This is a genomic window from Hominisplanchenecus faecis (genome assembly GCF_020687205.1).
Lineage (GTDB): Bacteria > Bacillota > Clostridia > Lachnospirales > Lachnospiraceae > Hominisplanchenecus > Hominisplanchenecus faecis.
Map to the genome: position 1 here is coordinate 1 of NZ_JAJEQE010000060.1, position 19,234 is coordinate 19,234.

At 42.3% G+C, this 19,234-nt stretch carries 20 protein-coding genes; 18 read left to right on the forward strand and 2 right to left on the reverse strand.

Annotated features, from left to right (window positions below; all coding sequences use genetic code 11):
* The first annotated feature begins 96 nt into the window (after positions 1-96).
* The 12 genes from LKD42_RS13225 to LKD42_RS13280 all read left to right on the forward strand — a co-directional run bounded on the left by LKD42_RS13225 (position 97) and on the right by LKD42_RS13280 (position 11,006).
* Entirely contained in the window at positions 97-606 is a 510-nt protein-coding gene (locus LKD42_RS13225) for an A24 family peptidase (protein WP_248835983.1), read from the forward strand.
* Position 607: 1 nt separating this feature from the next.
* Positions 608-1,615 carry a P-loop NTPase family protein gene (locus LKD42_RS13230; protein ID WP_173867011.1) on the forward strand — a complete coding sequence of 336 codons (1,008 nt, stop codon included), beginning with the start codon at positions 608-610 and terminating at the stop codon, positions 1,613-1,615.
* 15 nt (positions 1,616-1,630) lie between these two features.
* Positions 1,631-2,872, forward strand: a complete 1,242-nt coding sequence (locus tag LKD42_RS13235) for a TadA family conjugal transfer-associated ATPase (RefSeq protein ID WP_248835984.1) — start codon at positions 1,631-1,633, stop codon at positions 2,870-2,872.
* Between the two features lie 40 nt (positions 2,873-2,912).
* The gene (locus tag LKD42_RS13240; protein WP_248835985.1) at positions 2,913-3,650 is read left to right on the forward strand and encodes a type II secretion system F family protein; all 738 of its coding nucleotides are present in this window, start codon (positions 2,913-2,915) and stop codon (positions 3,648-3,650) included.
* A complete protein-coding gene (locus LKD42_RS13245) occupies positions 3,640-4,989 on the forward strand; it encodes a type II secretion system F family protein (protein WP_248835986.1) in 1,350 nt (449 codons plus the stop codon). Before LKD42_RS13240 ends, LKD42_RS13245 begins: the two co-directional genes overlap by 11 nt.
* Positions 4,990-5,027: 38 nt before the next feature.
* A complete protein-coding gene (locus LKD42_RS13250) occupies positions 5,028-5,195 on the forward strand; it encodes a Flp1 family type IVb pilin (protein WP_022118577.1) in 168 nt (55 codons plus the stop codon).
* Between the two features lie 193 nt (positions 5,196-5,388).
* Positions 5,389-6,960, forward strand: coding sequence for a DUF5702 domain-containing protein (locus tag LKD42_RS13255; RefSeq protein ID WP_248835987.1), 1,572 nt, complete (start codon positions 5,389-5,391; stop codon positions 6,958-6,960).
* A 196-nt stretch (positions 6,961-7,156) separates the two neighbouring features.
* Positions 7,157-7,813 carry a hypothetical protein gene (locus tag LKD42_RS13260; RefSeq protein WP_248835988.1) on the forward strand — a complete coding sequence of 219 codons (657 nt, stop codon included), beginning with the start codon at positions 7,157-7,159 and terminating at the stop codon, positions 7,811-7,813.
* 8 nt (positions 7,814-7,821) lie between these two features.
* Entirely contained in the window at positions 7,822-8,244 is a 423-nt protein-coding gene (locus tag LKD42_RS13265) for a prepilin peptidase (protein WP_248835989.1), read from the forward strand.
* A gap of 23 nt (positions 8,245-8,267) precedes the next feature.
* Positions 8,268-8,684 carry a TadE family protein gene (locus LKD42_RS13270; RefSeq protein ID WP_248835990.1) on the forward strand — a complete coding sequence of 139 codons (417 nt, stop codon included), beginning with the start codon at positions 8,268-8,270 and terminating at the stop codon, positions 8,682-8,684.
* Between the two features lie 4 nt (positions 8,685-8,688).
* Positions 8,689-10,137, forward strand: a complete 1,449-nt coding sequence (locus LKD42_RS13275; RefSeq protein WP_248835991.1) for a DUF6382 domain-containing protein — start codon at positions 8,689-8,691, stop codon at positions 10,135-10,137.
* 239 nt (positions 10,138-10,376) lie between these two features.
* Positions 10,377-11,006 (forward strand): rhomboid family intramembrane serine protease, encoded by a 630-nt coding sequence (locus tag LKD42_RS13280; protein ID WP_147632394.1) that lies wholly within the window; start codon positions 10,377-10,379, stop codon positions 11,004-11,006.
* On the opposite strand, the gene LKD42_RS13285 is transcribed toward LKD42_RS13280, so the two are convergent.
* Positions 10,957-11,694, reverse strand: a complete 738-nt coding sequence (locus LKD42_RS13285; RefSeq protein ID WP_248835992.1) for a sensor histidine kinase — start codon at positions 11,692-11,694, stop codon at positions 10,957-10,959. The genes LKD42_RS13280 and LKD42_RS13285 overlap by 50 nt on opposite strands.
* A 299-nt stretch (positions 11,695-11,993) precedes the next feature.
* On the opposite strand from LKD42_RS13285, the gene LKD42_RS13290 reads away from it, so the two are divergent.
* Both LKD42_RS13290 and LKD42_RS13295 read left to right on the forward strand, forming a co-directional pair.
* On the forward strand, positions 11,994-12,401 hold the full coding sequence (locus tag LKD42_RS13290) for an HIT family protein (RefSeq protein WP_022118580.1): 408 nt from the start codon (positions 11,994-11,996) through the stop codon (positions 12,399-12,401).
* 95 nt (positions 12,402-12,496) lie between these two features.
* Positions 12,497-12,961 carry an RNA polymerase sigma factor gene (locus LKD42_RS13295; RefSeq protein WP_248835993.1) on the forward strand — a complete coding sequence of 155 codons (465 nt, stop codon included), beginning with the start codon at positions 12,497-12,499 and terminating at the stop codon, positions 12,959-12,961.
* Here the strand turns inward: LKD42_RS13295 and LKD42_RS13300 are convergent.
* Positions 12,958-14,031, reverse strand: coding sequence for an undecaprenyldiphospho-muramoylpentapeptide beta-N-acetylglucosaminyltransferase (locus LKD42_RS13300; protein ID WP_248835994.1), 1,074 nt, complete (start codon positions 14,029-14,031; stop codon positions 12,958-12,960). The genes LKD42_RS13295 and LKD42_RS13300 overlap by 4 nt on opposite strands.
* Before the next feature lie 208 nt (positions 14,032-14,239).
* Here LKD42_RS13300 and LKD42_RS13305 point away from each other — a divergent pair, with 208 nt between their 5' ends.
* The 4 genes from LKD42_RS13305 to LKD42_RS13320 all read left to right on the forward strand — a co-directional run bounded on the left by LKD42_RS13305 (position 14,240) and on the right by LKD42_RS13320 (position 19,004).
* A complete protein-coding gene (locus LKD42_RS13305; RefSeq protein WP_248835995.1) occupies positions 14,240-15,169 on the forward strand; it encodes a DUF4367 domain-containing protein in 930 nt (309 codons plus the stop codon).
* Between the two features lie 73 nt (positions 15,170-15,242).
* Entirely contained in the window at positions 15,243-15,764 is a 522-nt protein-coding gene (locus tag LKD42_RS13310) for a DUF6147 family protein (protein ID WP_248835996.1), read from the forward strand.
* Positions 15,765-16,359: 595 nt separating this feature from the next.
* Positions 16,360-17,298, forward strand: a complete 939-nt coding sequence (locus tag LKD42_RS13315) for a hypothetical protein (protein WP_248835997.1) — start codon at positions 16,360-16,362, stop codon at positions 17,296-17,298.
* A 95-nt stretch (positions 17,299-17,393) separates the two neighbouring features.
* Complete coding sequence (locus LKD42_RS13320) at positions 17,394-19,004, forward strand: MBL fold metallo-hydrolase RNA specificity domain-containing protein (RefSeq protein WP_022118520.1); 1,611 nt, start codon at positions 17,394-17,396, stop codon at positions 19,002-19,004.
* Positions 19,005-19,234: the final 230 nt, after the last annotated feature.

Here is a 19,234-nt window from a genome sequence, read left to right on the forward strand (position 1 = left end):
ACAGCGATTCTGTTGGGTAAATGTCAGCAAAGCTGACCAGAATCGCGTGCCAAGTCTCACGTGCGTTCGACTTGAAAAAACGAAAGAAGGTGGATCGTGAAAATAAACCAATGCTTTTTTCTGATTCCGATTGGTTTGTTTGCAGTCTTTTTTGACTTGAGAAAGGGGAAGATTCCAAATGAGCTTATTGTAATCGGGCTTATTTTGGGCTGTTGTTTCCAGATCAGGCAGGCGAAAGCAGTGGGATTGCTTCTGTTTCTTGGAGGTGCGTGCATTCCTGTGGTGCTTGGTGCCGGGATTTATTATTTTCGCATGATGGGTGCGGGAGATATGAAACTTTGGGCGGTTGTCGGAGGATTTCTGGGACCGCAGAGGGCGGTATATTGTATGATTGCTTCGTTATTTGTCGGTGCGGTGTTGTCGATTTTTGTATTGCTCAAAAGAAGAAATCTAAAGACAAGGCTGCTGTACTTTTGTTCTTATATTCAAAAGCAGCAGAATGGTGTCTGGGAGCCATATCTGAATGAAAAGGATCAGGATGGAAGGTTTCATTTTGCAATTGCTATTTTAGGTGGGATTTTACTTTGTGCAGGAGGTGTTTATTGAAGTGAGTAAGGCTGTTTTTGCAATCTGTGATTCGGAAAGTATGTATATTTATAATCTTATGGAATATGTTCACAGCCGGAAGGGAGAAGAGTTTGAGGTGCAGGCGTTTACCGGAGTGGAAAGTCTCTGTGCGTGTGCGAAAGAGAAAACAATAGAGATTCTGCTGATTTCGGGGAAATTATTGTGTGAACAGGTCAGGGAACTGCAGATCCGCAAAGTTATGGTTCTTTCCGAAGGAGAGCAGATCTGCGAACTGTCGGAATATTCCGCAGTTTATAAATATCAGCCGGCGGACAGTCTGATCGCGGAGGTCATGGATTCTTATGCGAGAGTAAAGGAAGCACCGGCAGCTGCACTTTTCAAGCCAGAAGTGGAAGTGACCGGTATTTATTCGCCGGTCAAACGTACCGGTAAGACTTCTTTTGCACTGACACTCGGGCAGCTTCTGGCAAGTACAAAAGCGGTCCTTTATCTGAATCTGGAAGAATATGCCGGTTTTGATGTATTAATGAACCGACAGTTTGACGGGGATATCAGTGATCTGATGTATTTCTCCGGAAGTGGGAAAGGCAATCTGATCAGTAAACTTGGAGGACTTGTGCAGACGATCAACAATCTGGACTATATTCCGCCCGCCTTTTCCCCGTTTGATCTGCGGAGTATCAAGTGCAGCGAATGGCTGGGACTGATCGAAGATCTCTGCTCCTACAGTTCGTATGAAGTTATCCTCCTGGATTTTGGAGAACAGGTGGATAACCTTCCGGAACTTCTGAATCGCTGTGGAAAAATCTATATGCCGGTCAGAGAGGACAGCATGGCTGTGACAAAAATTGCTCAGTATGAAAAGGTCATGGTTGCAAGAGAATATGAAGAAGTTCTTGGAAAAACCATAAAACTGAAGCTGCCGTTTCACAGCAGTTTCGGTAAAAAGGAACATTATGTGGAGCAGCTGATCTGGAGTGAACTTGGAGATTATGTAAGACAGTTAATACGCAAAGAAAGCGGGTGATGCATTGTGGAGGGAATGGAACAGAAACAGGAAAAACTGTATGCTCTTTTAAACGAGAAACTGGATCATACGGAAGAAATATCGGATGAGGAAATCCTTGTGGAAATTGATAAGCTGATCTGGGAGGAAGCAAAAGGGCAGTATATGCCGCTGTCAGAGAAAATCACGCTCAGGCAGCAGCTGTTTAACGGGATCCGCCGACTTGATATTTTGCAGGAACTTCTGGAAGATGAGAGTGTGACAGAGATCATGGTGAATGGAACAGACGGCATTTTTGTGGAGAGAGAAGGCAGGATACGCTGCTGGGAGCACCGTTTTGTTTCGAAAACAAAACTGGAAGACGTTGTGCAGCAGATTGCAGGAAAATGCAACCGCATTGTCAATGAGGCGATTCCGATCACGGATGCCAGACTGGAAAACGGAGATCGTGTAAATATTGTACTGCCGCCGGTGGCTGTCAATGGACCGATCATTACGATACGGCGTTTTCCGAAAGAGCCGATCACGATGGAGCGTCTGATCGAGCTTGGGAGTGTTTCAAAAGAGGTAGCGGACTTTTTGAAACAACTTGTGTGTGCCGGATACAACATTTTTATCTGCGGCGGAACCGGTTCCGGGAAAACAACGTTCCTCAATGCACTTTCGGATTATATTCCAAAAGACGAGCGGATCATCACGATTGAAGATAACGCAGAATTACAGATACAGGGCGTGGAAAATCTGGTTCGTCTCGAAGCAAGAAAAGAAAATACCGAAGGAAAACATGCAGTTACGATCCGGGATCTGATCAAGAGCAGTCTGCGAATGAGACCAAGCAGGATTATTGTCGGAGAGGTGCGGGGCGATGAAGTCGTTGATATGCTTCAGGCGATGAATACGGGTATGGACGGATCACTCAGTACCGGTCACGGGAACAGTCCGTCGGATATGCTGGTCCGGCTGGAGACAATGGTTCTGATGGGGCTTGAGATGCCATTGCCCGCGGTACGCAGACAGATTGCATCCGGAATCGATATACTGATCCATCTGGGGAGACTGCGGGATAAGAGCAGGCGTGTCCTGGAGATTCGTGAGGTCACCGGTTATGATTATGAATCCGGAGAAATAGTAACTTCGGTGCTGTATGAATTTCTGGAAGATGGAAAGCAAAAAGAAGGGCGTGTCGTGGGAAAATTACATAAAAAAGAGGAGCTGTTCCATGTGCAGAAACTGATACGTGCAGGAATTGTGTGCCAGGTTCACGGTCGTTTGACCTGAACGTAAATAAGCAGTGAAAGCAGATTTAAAAGGGGTTTGTATGGATTATAAAGTTTATCAGATAACAAAAAAGGAAATGTTCAGGTATGCGGCGGTGTATATTCTGGCAGATGTTCTGATCAGTCTTTTATTTTACCGTTCTGTGCTTGCAGCCGTGGTTTTTCTGCCGGGTATCTGTTTCTTTTTCCGAGAAGTCAGAAGAGAACTGGCAAAGAAAAGAAGAAAACAGCTGGAGCGGGGATTTCTGGTCGGGATGCGGTGTGTTTCTACCGCCCTGACGGCGGGATATTCGGTTGAAAATGCATTTACGCAGGCATATGAAGAACTTCAGAAATTGTACAGTGAAAAAGAACCGGTTTTACAGGAATTTCGCAGGATTCGTGTGGGAATCCTGCTGAACCGGACGATGGAGGAGCTGCTTTCTGATCTGGCACAACGCAGCGGAGTGGAAGATATTGAGATTTTTTCTGAGGTATTTGAGACAGCGAGAAGAACCGGAGGCGATCTAATCGCCATCATACGCAGCACGACTGCCTCTGTATCGCAGAAGGAAGAAACCAGACAGGAAATTGAGATCTGTCTTTCAGCAAAGAAAATGGAGCAGAACATTATGAGTCTGATTCCATGTCTGCTGATTGCCTATGTGGGACTGGCTTCACCGGGATTTTTAGATGTGATGTATCAGAATCCGGCGGGGATTGCAGTGATGAGTATCTGCCTTGGTGTTTATGTGTTTGCTTTTTTGATGGGAAGGAAGATTGTAGCGATTGAGATATGAAGAAAAGATGATGCAGCCGTTTTATAAAATCGGAAAATGGATCGCATCAAAAATGGTAAAGAAAGAAGATGTAAAATATCAGAAACTGGAACAGACACTGCAGTTTGTCGAAAATTCGGCAAAGGAAAAAGACGCTTTTGAATTTACCGCAAGAAGAATTGCAAAAGTAATGATGATTCTATTCTGGGGCACAGGACTTTGTTTTCTGGCAGCCGTTTTTACGGGAGAAGCAAAAGAAATTACGTTTCTTGCAAGACCTTCTTATGGGCAGGGAAGCATGGAAACGGATCTGGAAGTACAGGTAGAAGGGGAAGGAGAAGCACAGAAAATCCCGATTTTGCTGCAGGAAAGACAGTACAGTGACCAGCAGATCGATGAGTTTTTTCAGCAGGCGATCGAAGATCTGGAAAGCGTGATTCTCGGGGAAAATATATCGATGCAGGAAGTAAGAAGTTCCCTGGAATTTCCTTCTTCTGTTTTAGATGGCAAAGTGAAAGCAGACTGGTTTACAGATAATCTGGGTCTTATTGATGAAAAAGGAAACCTGGTCGGGGAGCCGGCAGAGGGTGGTACGCAGGTACAGATTACAGTAAATTTTTCCTGTCAGGACAGAGAGATGGACTACCGTTTTTCTGTATGTGTTTTTCCGCCGGTGCGTTCGGAGGAAGAGAAACAGCAAAAACAGATTCGGGAACTTTTACAGAGTGAAGAACAGAAAAGGGTGCAGGAAGAACAGCTGAGGCTTCCGGGTAAAATAGAGGGCAAAAAGCTGGAATGGAAAAAAGAAAAAGAATCGCCCGTGCAGATGATTGCGGTTCTGGTGGTTATCACAGCATTGTGTATCTGGATGCTGGAAGAAGAAAGATTACAGGCAGCAGTCAAGAAAAAGCAAACGGCTCTTACCATGGAATATGCTTCCTTTCTCTATAAATTAATGGCATTGCTGCGGGCAGGGCTTACGATCCGGGGAGCTTTTGAAAGGCTGGCACAGAGCAGACAGGTCCGTGAGCACTATATAGACGAAGAAATACGGCGTTGCTGCAACGAAATGAAAAGTGGGGTTCCGGAAGCACAGGCATATGAAAATTTTGGCAGAAGATGTCAGCTTCCGGAGTACATCAAAATGGGAACGATACTGGCACAGAATCTGAGAAAAGGTTCTGATGGACTGGCGGATCTTCTGGAGGCAGAAGCTTTGCGGGGAATGGAAGAGCGGCATCAGCTTGCACGAAAACTTGGAGAACAGGCGGGAACGAAACTCTTATTTCCAATGATGCTGATGTTTGGTGTGGTGTTGATTATTCTGATGGCACCGGCACTGATGTCATTTTCATTTTAGAATTACTGTGCATCTTCTGGGAAAGGAGGTGAAAATATATGACACATGTGCAGGCATTTCTGAAAGATGAGCAGGGAATTACAACGGTAGAGATTATCCTGATTCTCGTTGTACTGATCAGTCTGGTCATCATCTTCAAAAAACAGCTTACCAATCTGGTAAACAAAATCTTCAGCAAAATCACAAGTCAGAGCAACAGTATCTGATCCATTCAGTATCTGAAAAATCCAACATGAAAACATTTAGAGAACATTTAAAAACGCAAGAATGCACAGAAATTTCGCCAGATGAATATCAGCAAAACAATTACTCACCACTTGCAGAAGTGGGAGTCTTCTCGACTGAGATAAAAATCATGTGTCTGGTCTCATGTGCAGCATAAACTCGGGAGGGGAGTAAATGTATAGAAATAAAGGGACAATTACGGTGTTCCTCAGTTTGATCAGTATGCTGTTTTTGTCCCTTTTCTGTACGATGGCAGAATCGGTAAGGGTGCAGGCAGCAAGATTTCAGGCAGCGGCAGCTTTTGATATGGGATTGTTTTCCATTTTTGGAGAATATGACAGAGTACTTCTGGAAGAGTATGATCTGTGGTTCCTGGATGGGAGCAGTGAAGAGCAAAAAATCAGAGAAGTGCTGGAGACAAAGATGGAAAAATATATTCAGCCAAATATCAATCCCAGATATAATCTGGCAGCAGGAAGAAGCTGGGATGTATTTCCCACAGAGCTTGATAGATGTACGGTGGATAAGTATGCTCTTGCGACGGATCACGGTGGACAAGTGTTTTACAGTCAGGCTGTGGAAAATCAGAAAGAACTGTTTGTCGGGGAAGCGGCATCAGCTTTAAGGAAAAATATAAAACAAATGGAAGAGGGGAATCAAAAAGGAGAAGAATATCAAAATGAAGAACAGAAAGCAGATGAGGAGTATCAAAGGGCACAGGCTGCTCAGATGGAAGAAAAAAAACGACAGGAATCCGAAAAAGAAAATGCCGAAAAGCAGGAAGAGTCGGATACGGATATAAAGGAAACAGAGGCTGTTCAGGCAAAAGTGGAGAATCCGCTTGATCAGATAAAGAAAATCAAAAGTATGGGGATTTTAGGTCTTGTCCTGAAAGATGGTACAGTGGTTTCCGATAAGACAATAGAAAGAAAAGATCTGCCGTCTGAGCGTAACCTGCAAAAAGGTTCACTTCTTGTCGATGAAATTTCTGCGGATCCAGTTTCAGAAGCCATTTTTTTGAATTATCTTCAGAAACATTTCCAGTGTGCAGTTGATGAAGGAGGAAAGCATCAAAAGGGAAGCAAAGAACACAGTCTTTCTTATGAACTGGAATATATCATCGGCGGACAGAAAAGTGACAGAGAAAATTTAAAGAAAACGGTCAATCGCATTCTGCTGATCCGTGAAGGTATGAACTATGCTACGCTGGCAAAAAGTGCCAAGATGCGAGGGGAAGCGATGGCACTGGCAGCTGCGATCACAGGGGCAGCAGCACTGCCGGAATTTGCAGGAGCATTGCAGAAACTGCTGATGCTTGCCTGGGCATATGGGGAAAGTCTGCTTGATGTGAGAACGTTGCTTGCAAAAGGAAAGGTTCCGATGCTCAAAGCAGAAACAGAGTGGAAACTTCCTTTAGAAAAGCTTGGGATGCTGGCGGAGGTTTTGAAAGAATGTGATGCCGGCGGCGGAAACGGGCAGTCTTATGAAGATTATCTTTCTGGTTTATTGATACTTGGAAAAAAACAGCAGCGTAATTTGAGAGTGCTTGATCTGATCGAGTGTAACCGGAGAATGGAAAAGGGCGGAGAAACCTTTCGGGTGGATGCACTTGTGGCACAGGCAGAGGCAAGTGCAGACTTTGAACTGGCTCCTGTTTTTCTGAGGGTTCCGGCAGTCTGGATGCATGTCAGAAATCAGGGGACTGCTTATACAATAAAAGGACAATATGGCTATGGGCAGCCGTAGAAAAGAAGGTATTTAAGGATGTTCTTTCGGAGAATTTCCCGTATGAAACGCAGAGAGAAAGAACATAAAAATTTGAAAATGAAAGGAGGCGTGCTCTCTGTCTGGTTCAAAATTAAAAATATTAAATCATTTAACAGACATCCCCCTGGCTGTTATCAAAAAATCCGGGAGAACATCCTTAAGTGCCAGTCTTACAGTGGAAACTGCACTTGTGCTTCCGATTTTTCTATATCTGATGCTTGGTGTACTCTTTTTTGTTCAGTTTATGGAAACAGCCGGAGCTACGGAACAGAAAATCCATGACCGGGCAAAACAGATGGCAGTCTATGCTTATGATTCACGGCAGATAACAGATCAGGACTTTCATCTTGGATATTCTACTTTTTCAAGAAAAGAAGATGAAATTGATCTGGTGGCGGCGTATCGAATCAGCAGTCAGATGCCGGTATTTTCTTTTGGAAAACCACAGATTATCCAGAGAGGATTTGTAAGGGCATGGACCGGAAGGGATTTTCGCAAAGAACTGCAGAAAGAAGGAAATGAAGAAAGCAAAGAGAAGGTTTTTGTGACCGCACATGGTACCGTTTACCATAAAAGTCTGAAGTGTACCCACCTGCGGCTGTCTGTGGAGCAGACAACGGTTACACAGGCAGAAGCCAGAAGAAATCGCTATGGAGCGAAATATTATGCCTGTTCATGCTGTAAATCCGGAGTTGGTGCAGCAGTTTATATTACAGATACCGGCAATCGTTATCATGCCAGACTGTCCTGCAGCGGATTAAAGAGAACGATCCGGGAGATACCGCTGTCAGAGGCAGGGAAACGTAAAGCCTGTTCAAAATGTGGAGGGTGATCATAAAAATGAAGAATCAGATTGTTTATATTCTGCCGGGAATATTTCTGCTGATAAACGCCTGGTATGATATAAGAAAACGAAAAATATTATTGCACAGTATATGGATATTTACAGTTTTGTGGATTCTTTTTCTGATGTTTGTGGATAAAGAGAAAATCTGGCAGGCATTTGGTGGAATACTTCCGGGAATGTTTCTGCTTACCAGTGCTTATGCGACAAGGCAGGCCATTGGCTATGGAGATGGACTGGCAGTTTGTGTGTGCGGTCTGTATCTTGGAATGGGACAGACCTTTGCGATGTTGTTTTATGCATTGCTGTTCTGTTCCGTGGTTTCAGCTGTTATGCTGGTGTGTAAAAAGAGGACTTACAAGACAGGCGTGCCATTTGTGCCGTATCTGATAGCGGGATATTTATGCACGTTTTTGTAATGACTGGGACGGAGATGAAAATTATGCAAAAAATCAAAAGAGATTTGAATGGAAGTTTTACGGTGGAGGCTGCACTGCTTATGACAGTGCTGATTCCGTTGCTTACCGCCCTTATTTATCTTGGATTTTATCAGCATGATAAGGTCTGGATCGCAAATAAGACGAGAACAGAGGCGATGGAAGCAGCCCTGGACCCATACAGAAAAAACCAGACGGACTGGAGCGGAATGCTTGCCTGCGGCAACGTTTCCGGTGGTGTAAAACGTGGAAAAAATAAAGTGACAGCAACAGGAAAGGCAACGTTCAGAATTCCGGGATTTGTGGCACGCTTCTTTATGGGCGGGCAAATGGAAATAAACAGTAAAGCGGAAGTATCCGTTAAAAATGCAAAAAAACAGATTCAAAAATATCGAAATTTGCAGCGGGCAGGGGAGGGATAACTTTATGGATGTTTCTTATCGCAGAGATAAAGATCATAATTATATGATACTGGATGCTCCGGGGGAACTGACCGGCGAGGAATATCAGGTACGGATGCTGGTTGGAAATCATATTCCTCATTTATTAAAATGCAATCGCCGGATGATGGACGGAAAAGCGGTCTTTTTTTATGAGGTTACCGGAATGCAGCCGATGTTCCGTGTGTTTGAAAAAAGGCAGATCAATCAGGAAGAAATGGTTGAACTTTTGCAGGATATCAAAGAGGCATTGGAAAACACCCAGAGATATCTTTTAGATGGAAATCAACTGCTCTTTGAACCGGAATTTCTCTTTTTTCATACGCAGACACGGGAATGGAATCTGTGCTATCTTCCGACGTATGATGGAAATATGACAGAGAGTTTTCGAAAGCTCTCAGAATACCTGTTAAAAAGACTGGATCACAGTGACGAACAGGCAGTGATGCTTGGATACGAAGTATACAGCAAAGCATCCGAAGAAAATTATCGGATATCGGAAGTGCTGCAGATGATTTATCAGGTTGGACGGAAAAATTGTGCTCAGGAGGAAGGATTGCCGGAAGACCCGGAACAGTCAGAGAAAGTGAAAATTTCAAAAAAGTCGGAAGTTTCTGAACAGGAAAACTTTGAAGATCTTTGTTCCGAGGATTCGTTTTTCGAGCAGGAAGAATCAGAATACACGATTCCGGAAAATATTGAGAACATCAAGACTGCGAAGCAGAGAGAAAAAGGCATTTCTAAAAATGAGAATGATATGCAGAGAAGGACGGATGAGTATAGAGGTCAGGCGGAACAAAAAAAACAAATTCAGAATAAAAAAACAACCGGCTTAAAAAAATCAATGAAACATAAAAAAACAGCCAGGTGTAAAAAGAAAGCCAAATATAAAAAATATGCAGGCTATGTAGTAATTTTTATTCTATTGGCAGCAGTGGCAGCCGTACTGGTGGAATTTGAGGTATTAAGTACCGTTCAGGCCGGAGGGATGCTGTTTCTGGCGGCTAGCATTTTTATTTATGTGGCAGGGATTCAAAAGGAAAATTTCCAAAAAGGTGAACGGAAGAAATCACAGGTATCGGATGATTTTGATGAGGAGATGGGAACCTGTATTTTGCAGCAGGGAAAAAATATTAAGATAGCAGTTCTGGTCAGTCTGAATCCGGAGGAGTATGTTAATATTCTGCTGTATCGTGAAGAAACCCGGATAGGAAAAGAAGGACGGCAGGCGGATGTCTGTATCAATAGGGATGTGATCAGCCGTGTTCATGCAAAAATTCTGAGAAGAGAGGAAGAATATTTTCTGATGGATCTGGATTCGACAAATGGAACGTACATAAACGGAAAAAGACTTGGTGGGGATGGCATGGAAAAACTACAGCAGGGTGACCGCGTTTCTTTTGCGGATCTGGAATACATTTTTCAATTACAATAAAGATAGCACATGATATGTCAGAAATGACGGATGAGAATTGTAAAACTAAAAAAAACATAAAAAATACACCTTTGTCTGTTACAGAAAGACTTCCTGTAGTATACTGAAATCTTAGAATGTTGGGGAAAACTTAAGGCATAAAATCACGCTTGTGCAAAAATATCGCAGTCATTCTTAAGGGTGGTTTCAGGCGTTAAACCTGGCATCATATTATACAGAAGGAGGTGAAAAAGTAGAGAATGGATGAAATCAGGGATTTTTTGAGATCTCGTTCGGTTGCAAATCTTACGATTGTCATCATTAATGTTGCAGTATTTCTGATCCTGTCCTGTTTTGGTGATACAGAAAATGCAGATTTTATGGCGGCACATGGAGCAAGTTACACTCCTTATATCGTGCAGGATGGAAAATATTATCTTCTGATCACCAGCATGTTTTTACATTTTGGATTGAGTCATCTGTTTAACAATATGGTAGTGCTGATCTTCATGGGAGATATACTGGAAAAGAAACTTGGCAAAATAAGATATCTTCTGATTTATTTTGGAGGAGGTATTGCAGGAAACTGCCTGTCCGTTTATATGGACATAAAAAGAGCGGAATTTCCGGTTTCAGCGGGTGCATCTGGTGCAATTTTTGCTGTGATGGGTGCAATACTGTGGCTGGTAATAAAAAACAAAGGAAAGCTGGATGATATTTCCGGCCGAAAATTTGTGCTTATGATCGTGCTTTCTGTTTTCCAGGGTTATACAAGCATGGGAGTTGACAACAGTGCACATATCGGTGGTCTGATCATGGGATTTCTGTTATGTATGATTCTCAGCATAGGGGTAAAACAATCCGAAGATGACTACCTGACATATGATTAAGCAGTGTGCCTAATTTATCCGGATTATCAGGAGTGTTTTTACTGTCGGAAGTCTCTTCCGGAAAAAGAAAAGCAATACTGCCGTGGTGTGCCTCGATAATACCTCTGGCGATCGGAAGTCCAAGACCGGTACCGTTTGGTTTTGTAGTGACAAACGGTTTGAAAAATTCAGTCTGCTGTTCTTTGGAGATGGAAGCTCCGTCATTTATGATATCGATCTGAAGGCAGTCCTGTTTTTCAACAACAGAAAAAGATACAGATTGTGCGGCAGATTCAAAGGAGTTGCGGAGCAGATTAGTAAGAGCCTGATTTAATTTCAGGGGATCAACCGAAAGTGTCGGCAAATTTTCCGGAACAGAAATCTGATAGGAAATCGGGGAATCCGGAAAAAGCAGATATACAGACTCGGATAATTTTAAGAGGAACGGAGACATTTCCGTAGCACTGAACTGACAGCGAAAGGTGTTGTTGTAGCAGGAAAGATCATCGAGAAGTCTGCGAAGAAAAAGCATTTCTTCGGTGATATCACTCCAGAGTTCGTTCTGCTTTAATTCCGGATGATCTTTTTCAAGTAACTGGAGATAGCTGTTGATCAGAGTGACCGGATTGCGTACTTCATGTGATACTTTTGAAAGAGCAAAGCGGTAGTCTTCAAGTTGTTTTTCGAGAGAAGATTTATCAGCAGCCATGGTGTATTCCTCCGATTTCTGATTTTTTATTGATTTCAGGATTTTGACCCTAATATATTAAAAAGTGTATCATTTGGGCAACAAAAAAGCAAACAGAAATAAACGACATAATTCGACAATAATTGCATAAAAACAAATAAAAGTAAAGTTTTTGGTAGGAATAAACAAAAAAGTACAAAAAATTAGGAAAACATATTGAAATTAAAAACGAAAAGCATTAAGATATAGCATAACAGATAAAGTGGATAAATTTGGGTAGCACTTTATTGGAACAACAAAAAAGGAAGGGGAAATGACTTATGAGAGATGATAACTGTATTTTTTGTAAAATTGCAAATGGTGAAATTCCATCAGCTACGTTGTATGAAGATGAAGATTTTCGTGTGATTCTGGATTTGGGACCGGCGACGAAAGGACACGCTTTGATTCTGCCGAAGAATCATTTCGCCAATCTTTTTGAAATACCGGAAGATATGGATGCCAAGGCATTTATTCTTGCCAAAAAGATTGCAAAAAAAATGAAAGATGTTTTTGGATGTGACGGCGTAAACATTGTGCAGAATAACGGTGTTGCGGCAGGTCAGACGGTATTCCATTTTCATATTCATCTGATCCCGAGATATGAAGGAGATCATGCAGGCGTAACTTGGAAACCAGGAACTCTCACAGATGAGGAAAGAGAAGAGATTCTGCAGAAATGGAAGTAACAGGGGATGTCGAAATATCGGCAGGGAGAAGAGTAGGATGAACGAAAAGAAATTCACCGAAGTCTTTAATAAATATAACAGGCTTGTGCGAAAAAATGGTAATCAGCAGATCTGGTGACGATATGCTGGCAGAGGAGATTTGTCAACAGGTATTCTTACAATATTTTGAGCAGATGAACAACATCTCAGAAGAGTTGATTCAGCCATGGCTTTTGCTGACAACAAGAAATATGGTCTATGATTATCTGAGAAAGATGCAAGTCCGCAAAGATACACACAGCATCAATGGAATCGAAGATTTCATGGTGATCCATGAGGATAATACAGAGCGTGTCGTAACCAGATTATCTCACAGTATGCTGACGGAACGTATTCTTGAAGAGTTATATGACAAGAAAAAAGAATGGTATTATGTGATCATGGACATCTGTATTTTGCAGATGAGTTATGAAGAAGCAGCGAAGCACCTAAACATTGAAGTACAGGTGCTTCGTGCAAGACTCTACAGAGCCAGAAGATATATTCGAAAGAAATATGGAGAAGAATATCAGGAACTTTAATTTTTTCCGGAAGTAACTTCTTCAATCAGAGAGGTGATTTTTGAAATAGCATTGCTCTGACCGCTTTTTTCCATAGCAGCTACATAGTCAGCACGTTTTTCGTATAGTTTATCTATGATTGGCAGTATAATGGTTGGTGCCAGATTTTCTTCGGTAAGAACTTCACTGAATCCCTGATTTTCAAAGGATTCTGCGTTGAGGATCTGGTCGCCGCGGCTGGCATTTGCGGAAAGCGGAATCAGCAGATTTGGTTTTCTGAGTGCCAGCAACTCACAAATAGCGTTTGCACCTGCTCTGGAGATACAGACATCGGCAAGGGCAAACAGATCAGCAAGTTCTTTTTTGACGTATTCGAACTGAATATAACCTTCCATATCTGTTTTTGTCGAATCTAATTTTCCTTTACCGCAAAGATGGATGACCTGATATTTTTTCAAAAGTTCAGGCAGAATACCGCGGACGGCATCATTGACGGCAACAGATCCCTGGCTTCCGCCGATAACGAGGATAACCGGTTTGTTTGCGGCAAATCCGCAGAGATTCAGTGCGGCAAGTTTATTGCCATGCAGAAGCTCTTCACGAATCGGTGAGCCGGTCAGGACTGCTTTTCCTTCCGGAATGTAACCCATGGTTTCAGGGAAGTTGCAGCATACTTTTGTTGCAGCAGAAAGAGAAATCTTGTTTGCAAGTCCCGGTGTCATATCGGATTCATGGATAATAACCGGGATATGGAGATGTTTGGCTGCAAGAACAACAGGAACAGCTACAAAACCGCCCTTGGAAAAAACAACATCCGGTTTCAGCTTTTTCAGGATTTTACGTGCCTCACCATAGCCTTTTAATACACGGAACGGATCAGAGAAGTTTTTTGGATCAAAATAGCGTCTCAGCTTTCCGGAAGCAATTCCATAGTAAGGTACGTTTACATCTTCAATCAGCTTTTTTTCGATTCCTTCATAGGAGCCGATATAGTGAATATCATAACCAAGTTCCCGCAGTTTTGGGAGCAGAGCAATGTTAGGTGTTACATGACCGGCGGTACCACCGCCAGTTAAGACGATACGTTTCATGTTTATCCTCCCTGTTTTGGTATTTTGCCTTTAAAGCAGACAGAAGGGGCTGTTTTAAAGGGAACATACTAAGTTTAAATATTATGATGTGATTGTCAAAAAATACTGTAAAACCACACTTGTGCAGGCACTTTGTGGTTTCAGGATTTTGACTCTGGTATCATCTTATACTGTTATTAAAAAAAGTCAAGAAGGGACTAGAGGATTTATGAAAAAGAATGAGGGGAAAATCAGGAATATTCATTCACGTCAGGACCGGGAGAAGCTGAAGGAAGCTGAATTTGATTCAAAACTTTATTCAACGATGCGAAGCAATTTTGCAAAAGAGGGAAAGAAAATTGCAGGCGAGCTTGAAAATGATAAAAAACTGGATTATGTAGGTGATGCCCCGGATCTGTTAAATAAAATTGTCGGACAGCTCAGAGAAGAAGGTAAATGGGATGATAACGCCTATAGACAGGAATGTAAAAAAGAGCTTTACGATCTGTTGCCGCAGGAAGATCAGATTGCACTGAGAAGAGGACGGAAACTGGCAAAGATCGAAGAAAAATGGAAGAAGAACAGAAAAAAAATTATGCAGCGGGCAGCAATCATTGTGCTGGTCGGAGGAGTTTTTGCGGCTGGATTAGGAGCGGATGCGAGTAGAGAGCATATTATGAATATCTTTGGGAAAGTAGGGAGCGAAGGGCAGAAGGTATTTCTTGAAAAAACAGATGAAGAGATTTTTGATGCGAACGAAGAAAGAGATCGGAAACAAATAAGCGAAGAATTAGGAATAGATATACCAAAACTTATATATAAGCCAGAGGGAATGGTTTATGAAAGTTATGAACTTGATGATAAAATTCAAAGTGCGACTATGAGATATCTTACTATGGACAAAAAATATTATTATATATATATGAGTAAGAAAGCAGCAGATTCACGAGAAGTCATTGAGATAGATGGAAAAGTTATAAACCAACATTTGTTGAGCGTAGAATATTTAGAAAAAGGTGTGAAGGTAGAGCAAATAGGAGAGAAGAGTGGAAAAAGTTTATATAAAGCCGATTTTTATTATGATGATGTTTATTATCTACTCATTGGAGAACTGGAAAAAGAAGAATTTGATGAAATAATTAAAAAAATGATATTTTAGGCGTCACTTTTTTCCTTCTGAAACGTTTATTATAGTGTAATGTAAAAAACAGAGATGAAGGAGGAGAAAAAACATGAGGATGAAGAGAGCGTTCAAAGCAATGCTGGCAGCAACAGCCTGTGTGTGTATGTTGGCAACTCCGATTAGTATCCATGCAGCAGAACCTATGGATGGTCAGATTATTGAAGGATCATTGTTGACTCATGATGACAATGTAGAAACAACAAAGTTGTTTGAATGGAAATTTAATAATCCAAAATCAGAAGTCGCAACGCTTGGTACTTATTATGCAACAGGACATTCCGGTATTTCTAAGCAAAGTTCAAAATCTGTTTATGTAACAGCAACGACTAACTGCTATGAAAAATGTGATTTGGTTACGGCAGAAGTTAATTTGCAGAGATTGGAAGGTAGTACCTGGGCATATGTGACTACCAGAAGCAAAACAGGAAAAAATGTGGGAAGTGTTACGGTAAGTGATACAATTACAGTAAAATCTGGTTATTATTACCGGGTTGTAACTGTTCATAGTGCGACAAAAAATGGAACCAGAGAAGTTGGATCGACATCAAGTCATAGCCTGTACATCGGCTAACCTGCTTTGAAGCATGAGCTGTACTGAGATTCATTGTAAAACGTATAAATTCACATCGTATGTAAATGACAATGACATAAATTTTAATATTCCTATCGCGATTGTGAATGTCTCCATCTACAGTGAATCAACGTACAGGCTGACGTGTGAATGGCGTGAATTTTATTTTTCATTGCGAAGAGAGTAAATGTATTTATGATGTGTGAGTGTAACGATTCGGTGCAGGTCGAAGCATCATCCTACTGCTGAGACTGTGAAAAGTACGGAATGGTTATGTGTGAGTTTAAGCAAAAATATATTAGAGCGTGAAAAATTGTTCAGGTATGAACAAAACTCTGAAAAAACAAGCCGCCCCGGGATGCGTGAATGTCCATTACATTACCTTTCATGGCAGAACGGTTTTCGCCAAAGATATGGCGAGTGATTTAAAACAGAAACTACAAAAAACAAAAACGAAAGAATTACAAATATGCAAAAACAAAAACTGTGCATACCATGCGTGGGGCTTCCCTCCTTTGCAGTTGTGCCGGGCTTGTTCTGCAAAGGAAGTATGGTTGCATCATGCTTTTGATTGCAAGGCAAGGGGAGAGAGCGTATGCAAACGAAATATTTTAAAAATATGTTCCAGAATATTTCACAGGGAGTTATGTATTCCACAGGAGTTGCAGATTCAGAGACAAAGAACAGCTGGGTAGCCTGTTATATCTGTGCAGGAGAAAATGAGGAGTCTCTGGAATTTAAGGCAGAGAAAGCTTTTGCCGGATGTAAGGATGAGGTAAGGCTTGTGGCTGTGGGAGATGGAAGCGAGGCAACCATCCATCAGCTTATGGAATTTGTGAAAAAGAATCGTGTGGAGCAGGTGATTCTTCCTGGAAACCATGAAAAGGTGGCAAAAGAACTGCAAAGTGCCGGTGTAAAACGTGTGGTGGAGATGAAGCCGGGCAGCTCTTTATATGATGAAAAAGACTTCTGGCAGTTTAAGATACATTGCTATGGAACAGATGAGGGTTGTTTCCTTGTAATGTTTGCCGGAGATAAAGGAATAGACTGGAAAACAATGGACTGTCTAATGAGTGTCAGAATTTTTGATAAAGCCAAATGCGGCAGTCCTCAAATTGATATGGAAAATCTTGTGTGTTGTGCCAGATGTGGGCTGTATAATGATTTTGATGTGTGCAAAGGCCATAACCAGAACACAGGAAAAGGATATACAGCAGGTGCGATGCTTCTTGGTAATATATCACTTAAAAAGTATTCAGAAGCAATAAAAAGGGATTTCTCAGAGGTGAGAGATCAGATTCGCTACATTTCCATAACAGGAAATATGAAACAGGCAGATGGGGAACTGAGTACGTGGATTGGGGAATCACGTACGGAATTAAATCACTATTATATTTTACCATCCGGATGTGCAGACACAGGAGATTTTATAACAAAAATCCTTTCCGAGTCAGGACGCAATCGCGTATACCTGACAGGAGAGAAATGTGGTGTTTGTGGATCGGGATTTTTTATTTCCCGAAAGCTGGATTAAAAATTACAGTACTAAAAAATCAGGATATGTGATAAAATAAAAGCAGGAAAACAGAACGGAACAGATTATCATTAAAACAGGGAGAAGGTGTTTTTATGAGGATTACATTTTTGGGAGCCACGCATGAAGTGACTGGAAGCTGTACTTATCTGGAAGCCTGCGGAAAACATATTTTGATTGACTGCGGAATGGAGCAGGGGCCGGATGAATTTGAGAATCAGGAGATACCGGTTGCGGCAAGTGACATTGACATGGTACTTTTGACGCATGCTCATATCGACCATTCCGGTAAACTTCCGCTTTTGTACCAGAGGGGATTTCGGGGACAGATTTTTGCGACGAGAGCAACTGCGGATCTGTGTGATATTATGCTGCGAGACAGTGCACACATACAGATGTTTGAGGCGGAATGGAAGAACCGAAAAGGACAGCGTGCCGGCAGGGCAGAAGTTGTGCCGCTGTATGATATCAACGATGCACAGGGAGCGATCAACTGTCTTGTTGGATGCGATTATGACAAAAAAATCAACCTTGCAGATGGAATCTGCATTCGGTTTGTGGATGCAGGGCATCTGCTTGGCTCTTCTTCCATCGAGATCTGGATCAAAGAGAACGATGTGGAGAAAAAGATTGTATTTTCCGGGGATATCGGCAATCTGAATCAGCCATTGATTCGTGATCCGCAGTATGTCAAAGATGCGGATTATGTTGTGATGGAGTCTACTTACGGTGACCGCAGCCATGGTGAATTTCCAGATTATGTGACGGAGCTGGCAAGGATCATCCAGAAGACGTTTGATCGGGGAGGAAATGTAGTCATACCATCTTTTGCAGTCGGACGTACGCAGGAACTGCTGTATTTCATCCGCAAAATAAAAGAAGATAAGATGATCCACGGCCATGATCATTTTGATGTTTACGTGGACAGTCCGCTGGCAATTGAAGCGACCCGCATTTTTATGAAGCACATGTATGAGGATTTCGATGAAGAGGCAACAAAGCTTGTTCAGGCGGGGATCAATCCGATCGGTTTTGAAGGACTGAAAACAGCGATCACAAGTGACGATTCCAGGATGATCAATTTCGATGAGAGACCAAAAGTTATTATTTCTGCGAGCGGTATGTGTGAGGCAGGCAGAATCCGACATCATCTGAAACATAATCTCTGGAGAAAAGAAAGTACGATTCTTTTTGTCGGTTATCAGGCAAAGGGAACACTGGGGCGTATTATATTAGAAGGGGCAAAATCCGTAAATCTGTTTGGAGAGGAAATAGAGATACAGGCGGAGATCCGAAGGCTTGCCGGTATCAGCGGACACGCTGACAATAATGGGCTGCTTAAATGGATCGGAAGCTTTGAAAAGAAGCCGGAGAAGGTTTTTGTGATTCATGGAGAGGACAGCGTGTGCCAGGTTTTCACAGATCGTCTGAGAAACGAAATGCATCTGGATGCAGGAGCACCTTACAGCGGTACGGTCTTTAATCTTGCGACGGGTGCGTATGAGAAAGAATGTGAACCGGTTCATGTGGTTAAGACCGAGAAGAGTCTGAATAAGGCAATGAAGGCAAATACTCCGTTTGCAAGACTTCTGGCAGCAGGTCAGAGACTGCTTACGGTTATCCGCCATAACGAAGGCGGAGCAAATAAGGATCTGGCGAGATTTACAAGTCAGATCAATTCCCTCTGCGATAAGTGGGACAGATAATGAGATGATGGTTTCGTACAGGTCAACGCATTTGTCACTGAAACCAAAAGAACATGATTTGAACGCAGAGAAGCGGATTGCGAATTTCCGCTTTACTGTATAAAAATTAAAAAGCTCAGGCTGTGGATGATACCGTGTGCCTGGGCTTTTGTAAGTGCGCCTAGCGGCGCACGTTTCTAACGGGTTAAAGTCCCGAATCCGCCCGGTAGTGGGAAGGATATAGCCGAAGG

What these genes read in the sequence shown, in the direction of transcription:
- LKD42_RS13295 (WP_248835993.1), top strand. Translation starts at nt 12,497, where the DNA reads ATGGTAATCAGCAGATCTGGTGACGATATGCTGGCAGAGGAGATTTGT.
- LKD42_RS13255 (WP_248835987.1), top strand. Translation starts at nt 5,389, where the DNA reads ATGTATAGAAATAAAGGGACAATTACGGTGTTCCTCAGTTTGATCAGT.
- LKD42_RS13270 (WP_248835990.1), top strand. Translation starts at nt 8,268, where the DNA reads ATGCAAAAAATCAAAAGAGATTTGAATGGAAGTTTTACGGTGGAGGCT.
- LKD42_RS13300 (WP_248835994.1), bottom strand. Translation starts at nt 14,031, where the DNA reads ATGAAACGTATCGTCTTAACTGGCGGTGGTACCGCCGGTCATGTAACA.
- LKD42_RS13275 (WP_248835991.1), top strand. Translation starts at nt 8,689, where the DNA reads ATGGATGTTTCTTATCGCAGAGATAAAGATCATAATTATATGATACTG.
- LKD42_RS13240 (WP_248835985.1), top strand. Translation starts at nt 2,913, where the DNA reads ATGGATTATAAAGTTTATCAGATAACAAAAAAGGAAATGTTCAGGTAT.
- LKD42_RS13235 (WP_248835984.1), top strand. Translation starts at nt 1,631, where the DNA reads ATGGAACAGAAACAGGAAAAACTGTATGCTCTTTTAAACGAGAAACTG.
- LKD42_RS13250 (WP_022118577.1), top strand. Translation starts at nt 5,028, where the DNA reads ATGACACATGTGCAGGCATTTCTGAAAGATGAGCAGGGAATTACAACG.
- LKD42_RS13320 (WP_022118520.1), top strand. Translation starts at nt 17,394, where the DNA reads ATGAGGATTACATTTTTGGGAGCCACGCATGAAGTGACTGGAAGCTGT.
- LKD42_RS13285 (WP_248835992.1), bottom strand. Translation starts at nt 11,694, where the DNA reads ATGGCTGCTGATAAATCTTCTCTCGAAAAACAACTTGAAGACTACCGC.
- LKD42_RS13280 (WP_147632394.1), top strand. Translation starts at nt 10,377, where the DNA reads ATGGATGAAATCAGGGATTTTTTGAGATCTCGTTCGGTTGCAAATCTT.
- LKD42_RS13305 (WP_248835995.1), top strand. Translation starts at nt 14,240, where the DNA reads ATGAAAAAGAATGAGGGGAAAATCAGGAATATTCATTCACGTCAGGAC.
- LKD42_RS13265 (WP_248835989.1), top strand. Translation starts at nt 7,822, where the DNA reads ATGAAGAATCAGATTGTTTATATTCTGCCGGGAATATTTCTGCTGATA.
- LKD42_RS13310 (WP_248835996.1), top strand. Translation starts at nt 15,243, where the DNA reads ATGAGGATGAAGAGAGCGTTCAAAGCAATGCTGGCAGCAACAGCCTGT.
- LKD42_RS13290 (WP_022118580.1), top strand. Translation starts at nt 11,994, where the DNA reads ATGAGAGATGATAACTGTATTTTTTGTAAAATTGCAAATGGTGAAATT.
- LKD42_RS13315 (WP_248835997.1), top strand. Translation starts at nt 16,360, where the DNA reads ATGCAAACGAAATATTTTAAAAATATGTTCCAGAATATTTCACAGGGA.